Genomic DNA, 18,335 nt, shown 5'->3' on the forward strand with positions numbered 1-18,335 from the left:
ATGTTAATATGCGAGGTTCCATCTGACCATTAAAAATAAAAATGTTAACAGATGAAAACTTGTTTCAAATATATCATCCTGACGCTCCTGCCGGCGGCACTGATGTCGTCGTGTAAGGAAAGCTTTCTCGATATAAAACCCGAAGACCGGATTACGGAAGACAATTTCTGGAAAAGCGAGCAGGATACCCACCTGGCGCTGTACGGTATCTACAACACCCTGAAGGAGCGGCACGTATATGGCTACGGGGGCGGTATAGACGCCTGCTCGCCCAATGCTTACCAGTGGGCTTACTGGGAAGGCATGGAAATGCAGGTGGGCGACGGCACTATCCAGCCCGGCGACGGCGGCATCGTATCGGAGCGGTGGCGCGACTGCTACAAAGGCATTAACCGGGCCAATTACTTCCTGGCCAATGTCGACAAAGTGGAGATGGACGAAAAGGAAAAAGAAACCATGAAAGGTGAGGCCTATTTTCTCCGGGGCGTTTTCTATGCCCTGCTGGCCGACAGCTACGGAGGCGTACCGCTGATCACTACGCCTATTTCGGTGGACACCTCCCGTCTGCTTAAAAGAGCCTCCGAGGCCGATACCTGGAAGCAGGTCCATGCCGATTATGCGGAAGCCATCAAACGGCTGCCGGAGGAAGCCGAGCTCATGGGAAGAGCTACCCTGGGCGCGGCGTATGGCATGGACATGCGGGCCTATCTGTATGAGGGCAACTGGGATAAGGTTATCGAATATGCGGACAAGATCACCGCCCTGAACCGGTATGGTCTTTTTCACAGTTACCAGGGCCTTTTTCAGCTGGCCAACGAAGACAACGAAGAGGTGATCTTCGATGTACAGTTTATGGATGGACCTTTCCAGCAGGGCAGCGTATTTGACCGCTACTGGCAGCCCCAGAACCTCAAATACGGAATCGACGGGTCCAACTCGGTAGCCCCTATCCAGAACCTGGTGGACGCTTATGAAACCCTCGACGGCGCACCGGTAGATCCGGATCATCCCTATGACAACCGCGATCCCCGCCTGGATTTCACGATTCTCAGACCCGGCGCGCTCTTTCAGGGGCAGAAATATCCAGAAGAAATAAAAAACCATACCGGACAGAAGGTAGGTTTCGCTATCCGGAAATACACCATCGAAACCCAACAGGTAAAGGCCGAACAGTCCCCCCTCAACTTTATCGTGCTCAGGTATGCCGATGTGCTGCTTTCCAAGGCAGAGGCGCTGATTGAAAAGGGGGGATCAGGCGTGCCGCAGGCCATTGATTTCATTAACCAGATCCGGAACGGGCGGGATGATGTAAAGCTAAAACCCTTATCCGCAGGACTCAGCGCAGCGGCAGCCCGGGAAGCCCTGCGGCATGAGCGGCGGATAGAATTTGCCATGGAAGGTCTTTACTGGTCTGATGTGAGAAGATGGGGTATCGGCACAAAGGTATACCCTATCCAGGTTCGCGGCGGCAACGGGGAGCTGATCGAGACAAAATTTGCCAACGGGTATAACCCGGAGAAGAATGATCATCTTCCCATACCCGATGACGAAATTTCCCAGAATCCCAATCTCGAACAAAATCCCGGTTACTGACCGGGGAAATTATACCGGCTGCTCTCTCATCCGGGGACAGCCGGTATTCCCAATCTACCCCGATCCTGCGTATCCGCAGAGGGCAGTTTGTACATGTTCAGCGGGTTTGTTATCTTGTTGACGAAAGCATTTTTATACCACCTCTTTTTTCTATACCTATGGAACAAAAACACCAATTATCCAGACGTTCATTTCTGAAAAATTCACTGGGCACCGCAGCTGCCTTCACCATCGTTCCCCGTCATGTGCTGGGCGGGCCGGGCTTTCTGGCGCCCAGCGAGCAGCTTACCAAGGCAGTGATCGGCATCGGAGGCATGGGCCGTAACCATTTCAAATATGCCGGCACCCGCGTAGTGGCCATCTGCGACGTAGATACCAAGCATCTTCAGGAAGGAATGGACATCCTGAAAGATAAAAATGTAAAAACGTTTACGGATTACCGTGAGGTCCTGCGCTTGCCCGAGGTGGATATCGTCCATATCGCCACCCCTCCGCACTGGCACGGCATCATCGCCGCCGACGCGGCCCGTGCAGGCAAGGACATCTGGTGCGAAAAGCCCATGACCCGCACCATCGGCGAAGGGAAGCGGCTGCTGGAAGTGGTGCAGCAGCATCAGCGGATTTTCAGGCTCAATACCTGGTTCCGTTTTGAAGATACTTTTTATGGCATGGGCACTACGGCAAAGCCGATAAAAAAGCTGGTGGAAAGCAGGCTGCTGGGCTGGCCGCTGAAGGTGACGATCGGCGAGCATACGGGTTTCAACTGGAAATTCCAGTGGGTAGGAAAGATACGCCAGCCGGAAATGCCGGTACCGCCCGAGCTTGATTATGATTTCTGGCTGGGTCCGCGCCCTTACAAACCCTATCACCCTCATCGCGTGCACCAGACCTTCCGCGGATACTGGGATTACGACGGAGGAGGACTGGGCGACATGGGCCAGCACTATATGGATCCCGTGCAGTATTTCCTGGAAAAAGACAATACCAGCCCGGTCAGCATCGACATCGACGCTCCGCCCCAGCATCCCGACGCAGTGGGCACCTGGCGCAGGATCGAGTACACTTACTCGGACGGCTGTAAGATCATCCTGGACGGAGAAGGAAAAGACGCGAATGCTCCTTATATAGAAGGCCCAAAAGGAAAGCTGTACAAGGGCTTCCGCTCCGACATCCCCGACCTGGACAAAAAGCTGGCCGCCTTCCCCGATCCTGCCCCGCAGGTCACGGATTTTGTAGAGGCGGTAAAAAAACGGCAGAAATTTGCGCTGAATGAGGAAAACGGCTATCATTCCTGTACCCTCGTCAACCTGGCCAAGGTAGCCCTGCGGCTGGGACGCTCCCTGAAGTTCGATCCCGTTGCACAGGAATTCCGCGACGATCCTGCGGCCAACCGGCTGATACACCAGCCGATGCGCATCCCCTGGAGCATATAAGCCGGTCAACAAAAGCGATGGAATACTGTTATAGGGAAGTATCAGCGTGATTTTTATCTTATGCAAAAAAGAAAACTGGGTCAGTCGGCACTGGAAGTGCCCCCGCTGACCGTAGGCGGCAATGTATTCGGATGGACAGTGAGGGAGCAGGATGCGCTGCCGCTGCTGGATGCCTTCCTGGATGCCGGTCTTAATTTCATCGACACCGCTGACTCGTATTCCCGGTGGGTAGCGGGCAACAAAGGCGGAGAATCCGAAACCATTATCGGCAAGTGGATCAGGGCCCGGGGGAACCGCGACAAGGTGATCATCGCTACCAAAGTGGGTTCGGATATGGGACAGCATAACGGGAAAAAGGTGCTGAAAAAATCCTATATCCTCCAGGCAGCGGAGGACTCACTGCGACGGCTGCAGACCGACTATATCGATCTGTACCAGTCTCATTATGACGATCCCGATACACCGGTGGAAGAAACACTTGAGGCTTATGCAGAACTGGTAAAAGCCGGGAAAGTACGTTTTATCGGCGCTTCAAATTTCAGCAGCAAGCGCCTGGCGGCATCCCTGGAAGCCAGCAAAAAGCACGGCTATCCCGTTTACCAGAGCATACAACCCGAATACAACCTATACGACCGTGCCGGTTATGAAAAAGAGCTTGAGCCGCTGGTGCTCGAAACGGGCATCGGCGTAATCAACTATTACGCCCTGGCGAGCGGCTTCCTCAGCGGCAAGTACCGTACCGAAGCCGATCTTTCCAAGAGCGCCCGGGGACCGGGTATCAAAAAATACCTCGACGAACGCGGACAAAGGATTTTAAAAGCGCTTGACGAGACAGCACAGCGATACAAATCCACCCCGGCCGGCATCTCACTGGCCTGGCTGATGGCGCGGCCGGGCATCACTGCGCCTATCGCCAGCGCCACCAGCGAGCGGCAGATTGCCGAGCTGGCTGCCGCCGCCGGGCTGGAGCTGGATGAAGCGGCCATCGCGCTCTTGGATAAGGCCAGCGCTTACTGATGCGTTGCTAAATTAAGCGGCCGGAGGTCAGTTCCGCCTGTACATCTTCATCTTGCGGATCTCCGTTGAGTCATAACCGTAGACATCTTCGTGGAAGATCAGGTGATCACGGTTGTCGGCCTCGCAGGTAATATAGCGGATATAGATCGGCACCCTTGTACGCAGCACAACCAGCTTCTGCGTTTGTCTGGCCATCCAGGTCAGCACGCTGTCCCGCATATGATGCACGGTATCCCCGCGCACGAGATACATGGCCAGGCTGTCCCACTGCTGAACCCGTACACAGCCATGGCTGAGCGCCCGGTAGGATTTGCCGAAAAGGCCCCTGGCGTTCGTATCATGCAGATAAACCGCGTACCGGTTACGAAAATTGAATTTGATGATCCCCAGCGAATTGTCAAGCCCCGTCATCTGCCGGATCAGGTAGGGGAAATAATGATCATTGTATTTTTTCCAGTTCAGCTTGTAAGGATCCACAATGTTGTTATGCCTGTCCACGATCTCCAGGTTATGCTTCTCGAGATAGGTAATATCCCGTTTGATGGCCGGAAGCATTTCCCGGACAATGATGCTGAAGGGAACACGCCAGTAAGGATATAGCTGAAAGTTGATGAGGGAGGACGACAGCAGCGGCGTGTTGTGATCCGACTTTCCCACTACGATGCGCGACGAGAGGCGCACCGTATCATCGCGCCAGATCTGCAGGGCATAGGCGGGTATGTTTATCCAGATGTACTCGTCCGGGAGGGAGTCGGGCAGCTGCCGCCAGCGGTTCAGGTTCAGGGCTGCGCGGGCATAGCGCTGCTGCTTGGAGATGTTGAGGGCTGCAAGGGTACGCGCACCTACGACCCCGTCCGGATAAAGATCATGAAGACGTTGAAACGCTTTTAAAGCGGCAGTGATACGGGCGGAATTACCGGCATCGGCCGAATCCAGCATACGTTCCTGCAAAAGACGCCTGACCAGCTTTTCCCGGAAGGCCGCCGTATCTGTATACTGTTCGGGCAGATCAGTATCCCACTTCATATCCGCCGTTTCCCGCCGGTATTCGGCAAATGCGCTTTGCAGGCGGCGGTACCGCGGATCATATGGCTGCAGGGAATCGAATACCGCCTTTATACGTTGCCGCCCCAGCGCGCCGCCCAGCAAGGCGGCCATGGCAGTATCTCCCAGCACGCTGTCTTTGCGCAGGGTAATGCTGTCGCGCGGAAGTATGCCATAACGCAGGTCATTGGCCATTTTCATAAAAGCATCCGTAAGCTGCAGATCGATATTACGCCAGAGATCTACATCCCGCCAGGCCAGAGTATCGGTGTGCGCACGGTCGAGCATCTTTTTCAACCCGGGATAATGATAGGCAGCGGCGTACAGCCCGTAATCCGCGGCGTCTGCGATAAAGGTAAGCAGGGAATCTGCCTGGGCGGCAGGCTTCCCGCGGGAAGACCATCGCGGCGCGTACTGCTTTTTCTGATAAAAAAGAAGAACGGCAGCGGGATAAGCGGGCCTGGATACGCTATCCCGTTCGTTCCCCTCTGCCGTTTCCCGGAGGGCAAGTCCTACCAGAGAATCGAGCTGACGAATGTCGAGCGCCCGCTGCTGAACAGGTTTATGCCGGCAGCCGGCAGCCAGAACGGCCAGCAACAGCACGAGCCATTTTACCTTTCTTCCACGAATATCCGGCGCAGGCATAATCATAACGGGAAAATAATAAAAAATGATCACCCGGACGTTAACCGACCGTTATTAATTGATATACCCCCACTTCAAACCCACGCGAAAGGCAAAGTCCGGATAAGGATAATGCGGTATCTGGATGATATTGCGGCCCACGAAGGCATTCAGGTTTTCCGCACGGACAAAGGCGGTGAAGGTCTTGATACGGAAATGGATAAATGCCCCTACATCTGGATAATCATTCCCGATCTTTTCCACCCGCTGGGAAACAAACTGCTGCAAGACCGGCGAATAGTCGTCTGCATAGTAAGCCGTGTTATAACGGAGCTCAACTCCCGTACACAAAATAAGGTTCTTGAAAAAGGTACCTTCAAAAGTAAAACGGTTTCGGGTCCAGAAATTCGGCACATGCAGCGGAGCTGCGCCGTCGGTCTGCTGATAGGCCAGGTCCACATACCAGTTAAAATGACCCAGGGTGAACTGCTTGCTGAACAATACCTGCAGGAGGTTAAAGGCGGTGGAATACTGGCCGGATTCAAGAAAGCTCTTGAAATAGGTATAATTGGTCAGCAGGTAGTAGTTAACCGCCAGGTGATATTTCAGCTCCTGGTTATCGGCTATAAACTGCAGCAGAGTAGTGTTGCTCTTTTTAAGATCGGTGTTTAGCGACAGAAAGCGGTTGGACTGGAAAAACCGGTATACAAAAGAGGGAGTCTGGTTGACATTGCCAAAGGCCACCTTCACATCTCCAAGCTTGTCGTTCAGGTACCTGCTCAGCGAACCGGATATATGATAATCCCCGAAATTATTACCGGCAAGATAAAGCTGTCCGAGCGCATCCAGCTCCCATTTCCGGTTTTTGGTGGTATTATGGTATTCGAAATGGCCCAGAATGTTGGAGAACGACAGGGAGTTATAAAGAAACTGCCCGCGTACAGTTTCGTAGCTGGCACCGGCTTTTAAAAAGTGGGCCAGGTTTCCCCGGACGGGAAACTGCATCACCGAAAGATCGTTGGAGAAATAGGTCCAGTTATGCTCGGCCAGCACCTTTCCGCCATCGAGATTATCCAGATCATACTTGAACAGATAATAGTCGGGCGTTTCCCCCGAGATGGAATCGGAATAGGTGGCGGCTATCTTACCGGTCCTCAGGGTATGCTCCACGCGGAAAACGGGGTTGAATATGTATTTCCGGGTGGTATCGTTGATCTGCAGGGTATCGCCTTTACCCCAGTCGTATTGCTGGCGGAACAGGAAGCCGGTTTCTTTGAAGGCTGACTTCGTAGCGATAGGCGTGGAGAAAAAGCCGACGGGAGAAGGATCATCTCCGCCCAGGTTGGTCGGGATGGTGCGGCGGTCGGTAAAATCGGGATCCGTCAGCAGCGAATCGTTACGGATGCCTCCGTTCTCCCCGGTATTCAGCTTATTGCTGATAAAGCTGGCATACAGGTTATAACGTTTGTTACGGGTATTGTAATGCAGGAATACATTATAGCTGTCGTCATTGGTATTCTGGTTCCGGAAATAACCGGGGGCATTGATTTTACGGTAGTGAAATCCGAAATTGAAATTGTCGCGGGGATTCTGGGTATGAAAAACGTCAATCATCTGCTCCTGCTTGGCGCCGATCAGGTATTCGAGCACGGTATAGGGCCGGGTGGTCTCATAAAAGGGGGTACGGTCCAGCGTAAGCCGGTAGTCGTCAAACGCATGAAAGCCGGGGTCCCATCCGGGCTGCAGCGAAGGCTCATAAATTAGCGAGCGGGTCGGCGTACCCAGATTGCCCAGATAGGCGTCATGGTCTTTCAGCGGAATGTAGCGGTAAAAATCGTTGATGGAAGTATCGAGCGAATAGGTTTTTACATCGTCCAGGTACTGATAATGGATGGTGATGTTTTCCTCCACATGTTTGTGAGGCCGGCTCAGGGAATCCTTGCCCTCTCCTCCTCTGTGGCTGAACGGATTATTGGCCAGCCCGCCGCCGTTGGTCATATTGCCCAGCCGGCCGCCGATGCCCTGCGCCGCCGCCGTTCCGCAGAGGCCCAGGCACAGCAGCGCCATCCAGTACTTCAGCTGCGGGCGCCTGCAGGATCTCCGGGGCCGGTCATCCCGCTTTCCGGCCCGTTGTATATTTCTGCTCATCATCTTACAATTGTTCCACCAGCTCCCGGAAAATAAGGGTAAGACGGGGGGCGGCTTCCCCGGCTGCCGCCAGCACCTCTTCGTGGCTGATCTTATTGTCCGCTTCCCGGATGCCCAGGTCGGTGATGACGCTCATGGCGAAAACCTGCATGCCTGCATGCACTGCCACGATCACTTCGGGGACCGTGCTCATGCCCACCGCATCTGCACCAATGGCATGCAGGTACCGGTATTCGGCCCTCGTTTCAAAACTCGGCCCCGGCACCCCGACGTATATTCCCGTATGCACGGATATCTCCCGCTTACGGGCAATGTTCTGCGCTTTCAGCACCAGCGCTTTGGCATAGGGCTCGCTGAGGTCCGGAAAACGCGGCCCCAGCCTTTCATCGTTCTCCCCGCGCAGGGGGTGTTCGGGCTGGAGATTGATATGATCGGTAACGATCATGAGGCTTCCCACCGTAAAAGCAGGATTCATACCGCCCGCTGCATTCGATATCAGCAGGGTGGCCGCTCCCAGCGCTTTCATTACCCGCACCGGGAAAGTAACTTCCCGCATGCTGTATCCTTCGTAAAAATGAAAACGGCCGGCCATTACCACTACCGTCTTCCCGCCCAGCGCTCCGAGCAGCAGCTCACCCCGGTGACCTTTTACGGTAGCCCTGGGAAAATGAGGAATATCGGCATAGGGGATACGGTGGGAAATATCCATTTCCTTTATCAGCTCACCCAGCCCGCTGCCGAGGATGATAGCCGCCGACGGTATCATCCCAGCCGAACGTTCGCGTATGTACGACGCGGTTTCGGAAATTTGTTCATAAAGGTTATCCACTTGCCGTTTATTGTTGCCCGGCGGCTGCGCGCTATGCGGGAAGGCGCCGGGGCTTGCATTTTCACGAAACGTTCGGTTGCCAAACCAGCAAATTTAAGGTTAAAATCCATTCCGGTCCGATTTTACATTTATTCAATAATCCAGTACTTTAGCAAAAATTTTTGTCGATGAACCTACACGAATATCAGGCCAAGGAATTGCTGAAAAAATATCATGTTCCCACACAGGAGGGCATTCCGGTAGAAACGCCGGAAGCGGCTGCCGAAGCATATAAGCAACTGCGGGTACAGCATGGCGGTGAATATGCCGTGGTAAAGGCCCAGATCCATGCCGGCGGGCGCGGCAAGGGCAAGATCCAGGGGAGCGAGCAGCGGGGGGTGGCCGTCGGGAAAAATGCGGAAGAGATCAAGACCATCGCCCGGAATATCCTGGGAGGAGTGCTCGTGACCAAGCAGACCGGCCCTGCCGGAAAAAAAGTCAATAAGGTACTGGTGGCCCAGGATGTGTATTATCCCGGCCCTAACCCCACAAAGGAATTTTACCTGGCCGTGCTGCTGGACCGCGCCACCGGTAAGAACGTCATCATGTATTCCACAGAGGGCGGTATGGATATTGAAGAGGTGGCAGCGCAGACGCCGGAAAAGATCTTTAAGGAATGGGTGCATCCTTCGGGGATGCTGCAGGGCTTCCAGGCCCGTAAGATCGCTTTTAATCTGGGATTAAAGGGAGAGTCCTTTAAAAATATGGTACGGTTTGTTTCCAGCCTGTATAACGCCTATGTGGGCCTGGATTGCAGCATGCTGGAGATCAACCCGCTTTTTAAGACCAGCGATGAAAAGATCATTGCGGTAGACTGTAAGATGAACCTCGACGACAATGCGCTGATGCGGCATTCCGATCTGGAGGCCCTGCGCGACATCAACGAGGAAGACCCCACCGAAGTAGAAGCCGGCAAATACAACCTCAACTATGTAAAGCTGGACGGAAACGTTGGCTGTATGGTCAACGGCGCCGGGCTGGCCATGGCCACGATGGACATGATAAAGCTCAGCGGCGGCGAGCCGGCTAATTTCCTGGATGTGGGCGGCACGGCCAACGCGCAGACCGTGGAAGCCGGATTCCGCATTATCCTGAAAGATCCCAAGGTAAAGGCTATCCTCATCAATATCTTCGGCGGGATTGTGCGCTGCGACCGCGTAGCACAGGGCGTTATCGATGCTTACCAGTCTATCGGCACCATCGATATCCCCATTATCGTGCGGCTGCAGGGTACCAATGCCGAGGCGGCCAAGGAGCTGATCGAACAGTCCGGGCTGAAAGTGCAGTCAGCTATCCTGCTGAGCGAAGCAGCAGCGCTGGTCAACAAGGCCGTAGCCTGAGGACGGGAGGACGATCTTTTTCCACGGCCCGGCGCTTCCTGCGCCGGGTCGTTTTGTTTTTGGGATCTTATTCCGGCGACGAAAAAATTTGGAAAAACGGACAAAAGTCTGTAATTTTGGGACAAATGACAGAAAATGGGAAATTATTCTTCACCCCGGAAACACAGCCGCAGTTCCTCTCCTTCCCTGGTTGAGGAGCCGGCCGTTGCCTATGCGCTGAGCAGCTATGAATCCATACAGCTCTCCCGGAAAGGCATCCTCAAGGAGGCGCTCCTGCAGCTGGCGGCCCAGCTGTCCATGACGCTCCAGGAGCTGGCCGGCATTCTGCATGTTTCTGAAAAAACCCTTCACCGCTACCAGAATGACAAGGTGCTTGCCCCGGATCTTTCGGAGCGGGCGCTGCTGCTTTCCCAGCTCTACCATAAAGGGAAAGCCGTCTTCGGAGATGCCGCCAATTTCAATGACTGGCTACGCACACCGCTCCCCGCCTTCCGGCAGCAGGCGCCCATTACCCTATTGGACACCTCATTTGGCTTCCAGCTGATCATGGAAGAGCTGGGCCGTATCGAATACGGCATATTCGCTTAGCCATGGAGGTATACCGTATAGCGCAATGCCGGTATATCCGGGACATGAGCGGCGCCGGTGCACAGCTCTATGGCGGACGGTGGAACAGTAAAGGCCTGCCTGTGGTATATACGGGAGGCAACCGTTCGCTTTGCGCCCTGGAGGCCCTTGTCCATATCCCCCAAAAGAATATGACCGCTGATTTTTGTATGGCGGTTATTGAAATTCCCGAAAACTGTTCTGTGGGAATGGTGGCCGGCAAAACGTTGCCCAAGGACTGGCAGAGCAGCCTTTTTCCCGCCGCGCTGCGCCAGATTGGCGACAGCTGGTGCCGGGAAGGTCAATATGCCGTGCTACAGGTGCCCTCCGCCCTGGTCCCGGAGGAATGGAATTATCTGATCAATCCCCTACATCCCGATGCAGGCAAGATTACCCTGAAAGCAGTGCAGCCGTTTATGTTTGATAAACGGCTGCTGAAATAAAGAATAAGCTATACTATTTGTCCCACCAGACCGGCGCTGTCAGGTCTTTCAATCCCGGGAAGTTCAGGTTCTGGTTCATTTCGGATTCCGGATATAAAAAACGCAGGGGCTTCTGATCCCCGCTCAGAATGGAAGACTGGGAAGTAATGAAAAAGTCGGGGTACCCTGTCCGGCGCCACTCTGTCCAGGCCTCGAAGCCCTGGTTTCCGCACATGGCAAAGTATTTCTGTGTGATAATGGCCTGTACCTGACCGTCTACTCCGCCGCCGGGCCACTGTGCCGCGGACGCGCTGCCGATATAAGCCTGCGCCTGATCGCCGATGCCATAAGCTTCAAAGCTTGCCTTGATACCCTGGGTGAACAGGGTCTTTGCATCGCCGTCGGCCCAGCCCCGGGCTACTGCTTCCGCCTGCAGGAAATAGCTCTCTGCGGCTGAAATAAATTTTACGGGGGCTTGTGCAGAAGTAGGATCGTCCCCGTCGGCGCCCACAGCAGCCGAAGGCGAAGAAATCGTGTAATCCGGCTCATCGTTATAGCTTCCCTGCGGTATAGAGACTACTTCACCGGTATCATCCGGCACAGTATAAAAGACCGTCACCCTCGGATCATCATTCTCCTTCATCGCATCCACACAGGTAGCGCTCGCCACAGGGTTTTGCGTATATCCCAATCCCACCATTTCCGTAAAGAAAGGGTTCTGGTTACCTCCTGTGGCGGAATAGCTGATCTTTGCATCCTCATCCAGGAACTCTGCCCCCGATGTGTACAAGGCGGCAATCCCGGCTTTGGCCTTTTCCGGATCAACCTCCGATAACCTCAGATACGCGCGCAGCTTCAGCGTATTGGCAAAAGCGGTCCATTTATCCATATCGCCTCCGAACAGCAGATCTTCTCCACCGGGTACAAATTCGGCATCCGGATCAATGATGGCCTTTGCCTGATCGATCATGCTGAAGATGCTGTCATATACTTCCTCCTGGGTATCATAGGCCGGGTTCAGGATACTATCGGGCGACAGCGCCTGCTTCAGGGGGATATCGCCAAAGGCATCCGTCAGCAGCTGAAAAGTATAAGCCCTCAGGATCAGGGCAATGGCGGCATGCTGCGCATATTTTGCATCCCCACCCTGGCCGATGATCACCTTAAGGTCTTGCAGGGCACCGGAATAGAGCTCCCGCCAGGGCCGGGTGTAGCTGGATGGCGACGGCTGATAATCATCAATGGATTTATATTGAGAAGTAAAGGGATTCTGGGTCCAGTACTGTCCCCACATATTACCATATATCTGAAAATTATTGCCCAGCGCAAAGCCGGTGGAAGCTTCCGCAGAAGGCAACAGCAGGGTGGGGTCCGCCGTTTCCGGCTTGTTCGGGTTCTCGTTGATGTCCAGGAACTTTTTACATCCCGGAAAGACCAGGAGCAAGGTAACAAGGGTAAGAACGGTTCTTATGTTATTATATGGTTTCATCCGTTAATTTTTTGTTTTTGAAAACCTTAAAAAGTCACCTTCAGGTTCACTCCGTAATTCCTCAGGGAAGGCTGCGCCCTGAAGTCAAAGCCCTGCACATTGCCGGCGCCGGCAGAGTTGACTTCGGGATCCACAAACTGGTTCTGCTTGGCCGTCCACAGGAGAAGGTTATTACCAAAAATGCCTATCGCAAGGTCTCCGAAGGGTGTCCTGTCCAATATTCTTGTGGGCAGGTGATAGGTAAGGCTGGCCTCCTGAAGCCGGATATAGGAGGCATCCACTACGTCCTGTCCCGCAGGGATCTGGTTGGAATAATAATCGATCTTCTGATATTTATACTGCGTATTCTCCACATATTTACCCTCGCCATTCTCATATACCGAATTGGGCCATATCTCGGGATCGCGGTTCCCGCCGGTTTCCGCAGATGCGCCCACAAACTCTAGCAGGCTCTTGGTCTGGGAATGAAATTTCCCGCCCTGTTTGGTCTCGAACAGCAGATTCAGGCCCCAGCCTTTGTAGCGGACAGAAGCGCCCCAGGAAGCCTGGTATTTGGGATTGTAGGAACCGAGGTATACGGAAGAGTCCGTCAGCTTCGGCAGCCCGTTGTCGGCCACAATGACCCTTCCCTGGTCGTCCCGGGCCAGGTCCTGTGCATAGAAGGTGCCGTAGGGCTGGCCTACCGCGGCCACGATAGACATGCCGTTGAAGCCGCCGATCACCACCTGCTTTACGCCTTCCATCAGGCTGACCACCTCGTTATGGTTTCGGGTATAGGTGCCGTATAATTCCACCGTCAGGCCGGAGGTGGTCTGCACCGGAATGCCGCGCAGACTCAGCTCAATACCCCTGTTCTCCACTACGCCGCCGTTGACGGATTTGAACTCAAAACCCGTTGTTGTCGAAATCGGAATATTCAGGATTTGGTTCTTTGACCGGTTCCGATAGTAGGAAAAGTCGACAGAGAGCCGGCTGTTCAGAAAGTTAAGCTCGGTACCCACCTCATAAGCCGAAGTGATCTCCGGCTTCAGGTCAGGATTGCCGATGTATTTATCCTGCGTAATACCGGGAATATTGTTAAAGGGGAAGGTTCCCACGCCTGAGACGAACCCCGTCTCAAGGATGGTTTTGGTAAATACGGTCGAGAGCAGGTAAGGATCGGCGTCATTACCTACCTGGGCCCAGCTGGCCCGGACCTTACCATAGTTCAGTATATTCTCGCCGAAGCCGGTACCTTTCAGCAGCTCGGTAAAGACAAAAGAGCCGTTCACACTGGGATAAAAGAAGGAATTGTGCTGCTGCGGGAGCGTGGAAGACCAGTCGTTACGGGCCGTGGCCCCCAGGAAGAGCATCTCTTTATAATCCAGGTTCAGCTCACTGTACACGCCCACCAGCCTGCGTTGTTCATACCGGTTATAGGTGCTCACCGGTCCGTTGCTGTTGTCCAGATTATACCAATCCGGCACCACCAGTCCGCCGGAAACGTTCGTAGACACTTCTGATTCCGTATAGGTCCTTTGCCGTACGTTATGCCCGACCATCAGGGAAGCGTGGAAGTCACTGGAAAATTGCTTCTCGGCAGTGACCATGAGATCGTTGGTGATCTCGTTCAAGTTGTAATTATCCTCTTCATATTTCCCATTGCTGACCTGTGTGTTGTCGGCTGCTGAATAATTACCGCTGGTCACATCCGCTGGGGCCACCCTGTACTTGGGATATTTGAGTCTTCTGCGGTCTGAATAGGCATCCACCCCTACCCTTTCCACCACGCTCAGCCAGTCCAGCGGCTTATAGCTGATGCTGATGCTGCCGACCACGCGGTCCAGATCGTCCAGATTTTTATAATTCTTCAATACATAATACGGATTCTGGGTATAAGCTCCGTAATAACCATATATATTTTCCCGCAGCACGCCATCGTCATCCACATAACTGCCGAAGCTGTTGTATTTATTGCTGAGGTCCCCCAGGGAGGAAAGGGGAATATCGCGCGGGGTCTGTATCACCTCCTGCCAGACGGAGCCACCGCCCTGACCGCCCTGGGTTACATTGGCGCTGATCTTGTTATAACCGATGGAGATGCTGCTGGAGAACTTGTTGCTCAGATCCGCCGTACCGTTGAAGCGGGCGCCGTATTTATCGTAGTTGTCTGAGTTACCCGGCAAAGGGCCATCCGAGTTGAGCGAGTTGAGCGACAGGTAATAGCTGGTCTTTTCACCGCCTCCGGAAAAAGCCACATTATTGTTGTACATGGCACCCGTCTCAAAGAAGTCCTTCACATTATCCTTGAGGGCCACGTAGGGCTTTTTCTGACGCACGCCGTCGATCTCCTGTCCCCATTCCCTGACCTGTCCGTCGAATTTATCCCCCCAGCTCCCATTTTCCTTGGGGTCCACACCACCCCATCCCTGTCCGTATTCGTTCTGGTAATCCGGCAGCTTCAGGATATTGGAAAAGGTGACCGAGGAATTTACGATCACCTCATTTTTCTTCTGGCCTTTGGTGCCCCTTTTGGTGGTGATGATAATGGCGCCATTGGAAGCACGGGAACCGTATAATGCCGCAGCGGCAGGTCCTTTCAGCACGGTGACCGAGGCGATATCCGTGGGATTGATGTCATTGCCGCGGTTCCCGAAGTCGATCGTGGTCAGGTCGCTGATCCCTCCGATACCTTGTCCGCCGACCTTGCTGGTATTGTCGATGGGTATGCCGTCCACCACCATCAGCGCCTGATTATTACCGGTGATGGAGGAACCTCCTCTTAATACGATACGCGAAGAGCTGTTTGGCGCTGCAGCCGTAGTAGTAATATTTACCCCGGCAATTTTACCGGCAAGGGCATTCAGGGGGCTGGTGCTCTGGCCCTGCATAAGCTCTTCCGCATTGATGGTGGGCGCAGAATAGCCCAATGCTCTTTTTTCCCGGCGGATACCGTTAAAGGTAACCACCATTTCCTGGAGCTGGGTGACATCGGGCTTTAAGGCCACGTTGAGGGTATTACCCGTCGGCTGCACTTCCTGGGGGATCATACCTACAAACCTGAATACAAGTGTCTGGTTTCCTTCGGGAATATCGATGGAGTAATTTCCTTCTCCGTCCGTAGCCGTCCCCTTGTTTGTTCCTTTTATCACCACCGTGGCTCCCACAACAGGCTGACCATCGTCCGAGGAAGTAACCTTTCCGGAAATGGCGCGCGTTTGCGCGAAAGATTGTCTTGAAAGAGACAGGGATCCTATTGCCACAAGTATGGCAAAAAGGAGTACACCTTTTTTCATAAGAGATTTAGCTTTTGATTGACATCCGCAATTTAGGTATTTTTAACACAAACGAACAAATCTTTATATAAGGTGTCTTCATGTTTTAACCGGATATTGCTGTATATAAATCATAAGGGAAGTTTTGATGTACGCTAAAAGACAATGCTGATATTTGCTTGTAGCGTATTGAGAATAAGTTGTTTACAGTACACATCATCGGCGGGATCATTTACTTGTTTTCTAAACGAAATGAATCTGTTGCATAATGCCGGCAGTGAACCGCTACAAAAAAATGTCTGCGTTTTTTAAATAACTTCTTATGACATTTTGTATTCTTAAATTTTTAAAGACGAAATCGCAGCTTCATTGTTTTTTTTCAAATTCCCAGAGCAGCTGCAAGGTAAATGTAGTCTTATGACGGCCGGAAATCTCATCCAGCCCTGATCCGATCAGCTCCCGGTCGAAATAAACAGTGCGGGACATCCGCATACCGATATCGGCGGAACGGCCCAGCCTGTAATGCAGGAGCAGGTAAGCGCGCAGGCCTTCTCCATAGAAAAAAGGTATGGAATAAACATACCGGACGTTTCTTTCATAAGTATATATCCGGGCATCAAAGTCGTCGGTATGAAAATATCCCATCCGGAAGCTGCTGCGGAACCGGTCTGTCCAGCCGGCCAGCAGCTCTCCGTATATCAGCATGCCGTTGCTGGCCGGTTGCTTTTCCTGTTTGAAAAAGACCAGGTCTGCCCGTCCCCTTACCTCGAAGCGTTTCTCCGCACTGCTGTGCACCTGCAGCCGCAGCCGGTTGCGTCTTGCGGGCGACACCACATCTACAGGCCAGTCCTCCTCTCCGCTGTTCAGCGGCTTTTCCTGCCGCTGGTAGCGCAACAACGCTCCCCATCCGGAAGAAGGCTCCCAGACAGCCTGAAACATATATTCATTCCCGTTAGAAGGTGCATTCACCCGGTATTTCAACCAGGCATACTGAAAAAAATCCGCATACCCGCTTACCGACAGGTCCTTTGCCGGTCTCAGGGTAAAGCCGGTGTAAAAACCGCGCTCGCCGGCGCCGGAATTCCCGAAGGAATTTCCGTACAGGGTCTGGTATTGCTTATCAGCATAACGATACAGGAGGGCCAGGTCTATCTTCGGGTCGGCGCTGATCAGCAGACCGCTCACGGCAGCCCATCCCTGTCCGCCGCTCAGGGCCGCTTCTCCAAAAAAATAAAGGTTGTGCAAAGCGGCGGAATAATCCAGGCTGAGCTGCGAAAACCGGTTGCCCTGCAACGCAAAACGGTTATAAAGCGCAGGCCGTTTTTGCAGGCTTCCCGAAAGGCGGTGGTATAATCCGTTTATACCGATATGCCAACCCTGCCGGTGAAAGGAGATATTTCCTCCCGCACTGGCCTGACCGATGGAAGCTCGGCCCGCCAGCTCTCCCGGCGTACGGTGGTAGCCGCTGCTCCGGAAGCCGGAGAAAAGCTTGGTCCCCGCGGCCGTATCAGCGGTTATCAGGGTAGCATCAAGGTTGCGGTACGAACCGAAGGCGGTAAACTCCCAGGCGCCATACCGCAGGGTGGCGCCGCCGCCCCGGTAAAAAGCGGACTCCCCCGCAGCGGTATGGGGACGCAACAGCGGGGCCGTCCGCCGGATATTCATTACCATAGCGCCTTTTCCGAAGGCAAGGCTTTGCCAGTTCACCAGCCCCTGCCCGAGGTTGACCGTAAAATCCCCTAACACAAGCGCCTTGAGATGACCGCGGTCCTGCAAAAATAAATGGACGCTGTAGAAATCGAATCCGCGGCGCTGTGTACCGCCGAACCACTCTTCCCCGGGATCCTTCTCCGCGGTGATACCATAGCTGAGGTGGCGGGAAAACAGATAGCGGTACCGCAGCAATATTTTATCCGGACTCCCCGGGTAATAAGAGCGGCCGGCCGCTTCGGCGGTATCGGCTATCCGGTATCCGCGCGATCTCTCCAGCGTGCGGCCATAGCGAAACAACAGGGTGGAGGTTCCCTTTTTAAACAGTTCGGAAAACGTATAACGGGTGGACAGGTCATCTCCGCCGGTGGTCACATAGGGCAGCAAACGCCGGATGGTGACGGGATCAAAGCCGGGTACCGCCTGAAGCTCATAGATACTGGCCAGCTTTCCCAACACATCACGATACTGCAAAAACGAGGATACCTGCAGCGGGGACAGAAACGGGATAAGGTTCAGCGTTTCTTCGGTAGCGGTATTCAGATCGATGCGCTGATGCCGGAGCGCGGTCAGCTGCTGCCAGGATTCATCGTCCTCCGTTTCTTCCTCCTGCGCTTCGGCGAGGTCCTCTATGGCAGCCTGCCGTTCTTCCGAAGGTTCATCCCTCGTCTGTGCCGGCAGGCAGACGGGCCAGAAAAGACCAAAGAGCAAAGGCCGCCATAGCGTAACCGTAATCTTCATAAGCCTCTTATTAACGGGCCGGTTCCCTGCCGACAGGCAGACCGGC

Annotated in this window: 12 protein-coding genes; 6 read left to right on the forward strand and 6 right to left on the reverse strand. The window is 53.8% G+C overall.

Annotated features, from left to right (window positions below; all coding sequences use genetic code 11):
• The first annotated feature begins 51 nt into the window (after positions 1 to 51).
• The 3 genes from ABD851_RS11875 to ABD851_RS11885 all read left to right on the forward strand — a co-directional run bounded on the left by ABD851_RS11875 (position 52) and on the right by ABD851_RS11885 (position 4,043).
• Positions 52 to 1,593, forward strand: coding sequence for a RagB/SusD family nutrient uptake outer membrane protein (locus tag ABD851_RS11875; RefSeq protein ID WP_344979504.1), 1,542 nt, complete (start codon positions 52 to 54; stop codon positions 1,591 to 1,593).
• A 158-nt stretch (positions 1,594 to 1,751) separates the two neighbouring features.
• Positions 1,752 to 3,026, forward strand: coding sequence for a Gfo/Idh/MocA family oxidoreductase (locus ABD851_RS11880; RefSeq protein WP_344979512.1), 1,275 nt, complete (start codon positions 1,752 to 1,754; stop codon positions 3,024 to 3,026).
• 60 nt (positions 3,027 to 3,086) lie between these two features.
• Entirely contained in the window at positions 3,087 to 4,043 is a 957-nt protein-coding gene (locus ABD851_RS11885) for an aldo/keto reductase (RefSeq protein WP_344979515.1), read from the forward strand.
• Positions 4,044 to 4,070: 27 nt separating this feature from the next.
• Here the strand turns inward: ABD851_RS11885 and ABD851_RS11890 are convergent, their stop codons facing one another.
• Genes ABD851_RS11890 through ABD851_RS11900 form a run of 3 tightly spaced genes read right to left on the reverse strand, consistent with a single transcriptional unit; the run spans position 4,071 to position 8,688 of the window.
• Entirely contained in the window at positions 4,071 to 5,738 is a 1,668-nt protein-coding gene (locus ABD851_RS11890) for a L,D-transpeptidase family protein (protein WP_344979517.1), read from the reverse strand.
• A 48-nt stretch (positions 5,739 to 5,786) separates the two neighbouring features.
• Positions 5,787 to 7,859, reverse strand: a complete 2,073-nt coding sequence (locus ABD851_RS11895; RefSeq protein ID WP_344979519.1) for a putative porin — start codon at positions 7,857 to 7,859, stop codon at positions 5,787 to 5,789.
• Between the two features lie 4 nt (positions 7,860 to 7,863).
• The gene (locus ABD851_RS11900) at positions 7,864 to 8,688 is read right to left on the reverse strand and encodes a purine-nucleoside phosphorylase (RefSeq protein ID WP_344979521.1); all 825 of its coding nucleotides are present in this window, start codon (positions 8,686 to 8,688) and stop codon (positions 7,864 to 7,866) included.
• Positions 8,689 to 8,855: 167 nt separating this feature from the next.
• On the opposite strand from ABD851_RS11900, the gene sucC reads away from it, so the two are divergent.
• From sucC to ABD851_RS11915, 3 genes are all read left to right on the forward strand, one after another.
• On the forward strand, positions 8,856 to 10,067 hold the full coding sequence (gene sucC / locus ABD851_RS11905; protein ID WP_344979523.1) for an ADP-forming succinate--CoA ligase subunit beta: 1,212 nt from the start codon (positions 8,856 to 8,858) through the stop codon (positions 10,065 to 10,067).
• 135 nt (positions 10,068 to 10,202) lie between these two features.
• Positions 10,203 to 10,655 carry a type II RES/Xre toxin-antitoxin system antitoxin gene (gene parS, locus ABD851_RS11910; protein ID WP_344979525.1) on the forward strand — a complete coding sequence of 151 codons (453 nt, stop codon included), beginning with the start codon at positions 10,203 to 10,205 and terminating at the stop codon, positions 10,653 to 10,655.
• Positions 10,656 to 10,657: 2 nt separating this feature from the next.
• Positions 10,658 to 11,116: an RES family NAD+ phosphorylase gene (locus ABD851_RS11915; protein WP_344979527.1), complete on the forward strand. Its 459-nt coding sequence runs from the start codon at positions 10,658 to 10,660 to the stop codon at positions 11,114 to 11,116.
• A gap of 13 nt (positions 11,117 to 11,129) precedes the next feature.
• On the opposite strand, the gene ABD851_RS11920 is transcribed toward ABD851_RS11915, so the two are convergent.
• The 3 genes from ABD851_RS11920 to ABD851_RS11930 form a co-directional block, all read right to left on the reverse strand.
• Complete coding sequence (locus ABD851_RS11920; protein ID WP_344979529.1) at positions 11,130 to 12,584, reverse strand: SusD/RagB family nutrient-binding outer membrane lipoprotein; 1,455 nt, start codon at positions 12,582 to 12,584, stop codon at positions 11,130 to 11,132.
• 26 nt (positions 12,585 to 12,610) lie between these two features.
• Positions 12,611 to 15,859 carry a SusC/RagA family TonB-linked outer membrane protein gene (locus ABD851_RS11925; protein ID WP_344979531.1) on the reverse strand — a complete coding sequence of 1,083 codons (3,249 nt, stop codon included), beginning with the start codon at positions 15,857 to 15,859 and terminating at the stop codon, positions 12,611 to 12,613.
• A 345-nt stretch (positions 15,860 to 16,204) separates the two neighbouring features.
• Positions 16,205 to 18,289: a ComEA family DNA-binding protein gene (locus ABD851_RS11930; protein ID WP_344979533.1), complete on the reverse strand. Its 2,085-nt coding sequence runs from the start codon at positions 18,287 to 18,289 to the stop codon at positions 16,205 to 16,207.
• Between the last annotated feature and the right edge of the window lie 46 nt (positions 18,290 to 18,335).

The organism is Compostibacter hankyongensis (genome assembly GCF_039541075.1).
Taxonomy (GTDB): Bacteria; Bacteroidota; Bacteroidia; order Chitinophagales; family Chitinophagaceae; genus Compostibacter; species Compostibacter hankyongensis.

Bases quoted from the DNA above. Each gene is read 5' to 3' on its own strand.
- ABD851_RS11875 (WP_344979504.1), top strand. From the start codon at position 52: ATGAAAACTTGTTTCAAATATATCATCCTGACGCTCCTGCCGGCGGCA.
- ABD851_RS11880 (WP_344979512.1), top strand. From the start codon at position 1,752: ATGGAACAAAAACACCAATTATCCAGACGTTCATTTCTGAAAAATTCA.
- ABD851_RS11885 (WP_344979515.1), top strand. From the start codon at position 3,087: ATGCAAAAAAGAAAACTGGGTCAGTCGGCACTGGAAGTGCCCCCGCTG.
- ABD851_RS11890 (WP_344979517.1), bottom strand. From the start codon at position 5,738: ATGATTATGCCTGCGCCGGATATTCGTGGAAGAAAGGTAAAATGGCTC.
- ABD851_RS11895 (WP_344979519.1), bottom strand. From the start codon at position 7,859: ATGAGCAGAAATATACAACGGGCCGGAAAGCGGGATGACCGGCCCCGG.
- sucC (WP_344979523.1), top strand. From the start codon at position 8,856: ATGAACCTACACGAATATCAGGCCAAGGAATTGCTGAAAAAATATCAT.
- parS (WP_344979525.1), top strand. From the start codon at position 10,203: ATGGGAAATTATTCTTCACCCCGGAAACACAGCCGCAGTTCCTCTCCT.
- ABD851_RS11915 (WP_344979527.1), top strand. From the start codon at position 10,658: ATGGAGGTATACCGTATAGCGCAATGCCGGTATATCCGGGACATGAGC.
- ABD851_RS11920 (WP_344979529.1), bottom strand. From the start codon at position 12,584: ATGAAACCATATAATAACATAAGAACCGTTCTTACCCTTGTTACCTTG.
- ABD851_RS11925 (WP_344979531.1), bottom strand. From the start codon at position 15,859: ATGAAAAAAGGTGTACTCCTTTTTGCCATACTTGTGGCAATAGGATCC.
- ABD851_RS11930 (WP_344979533.1), bottom strand. From the start codon at position 18,289: ATGAAGATTACGGTTACGCTATGGCGGCCTTTGCTCTTTGGTCTTTTC.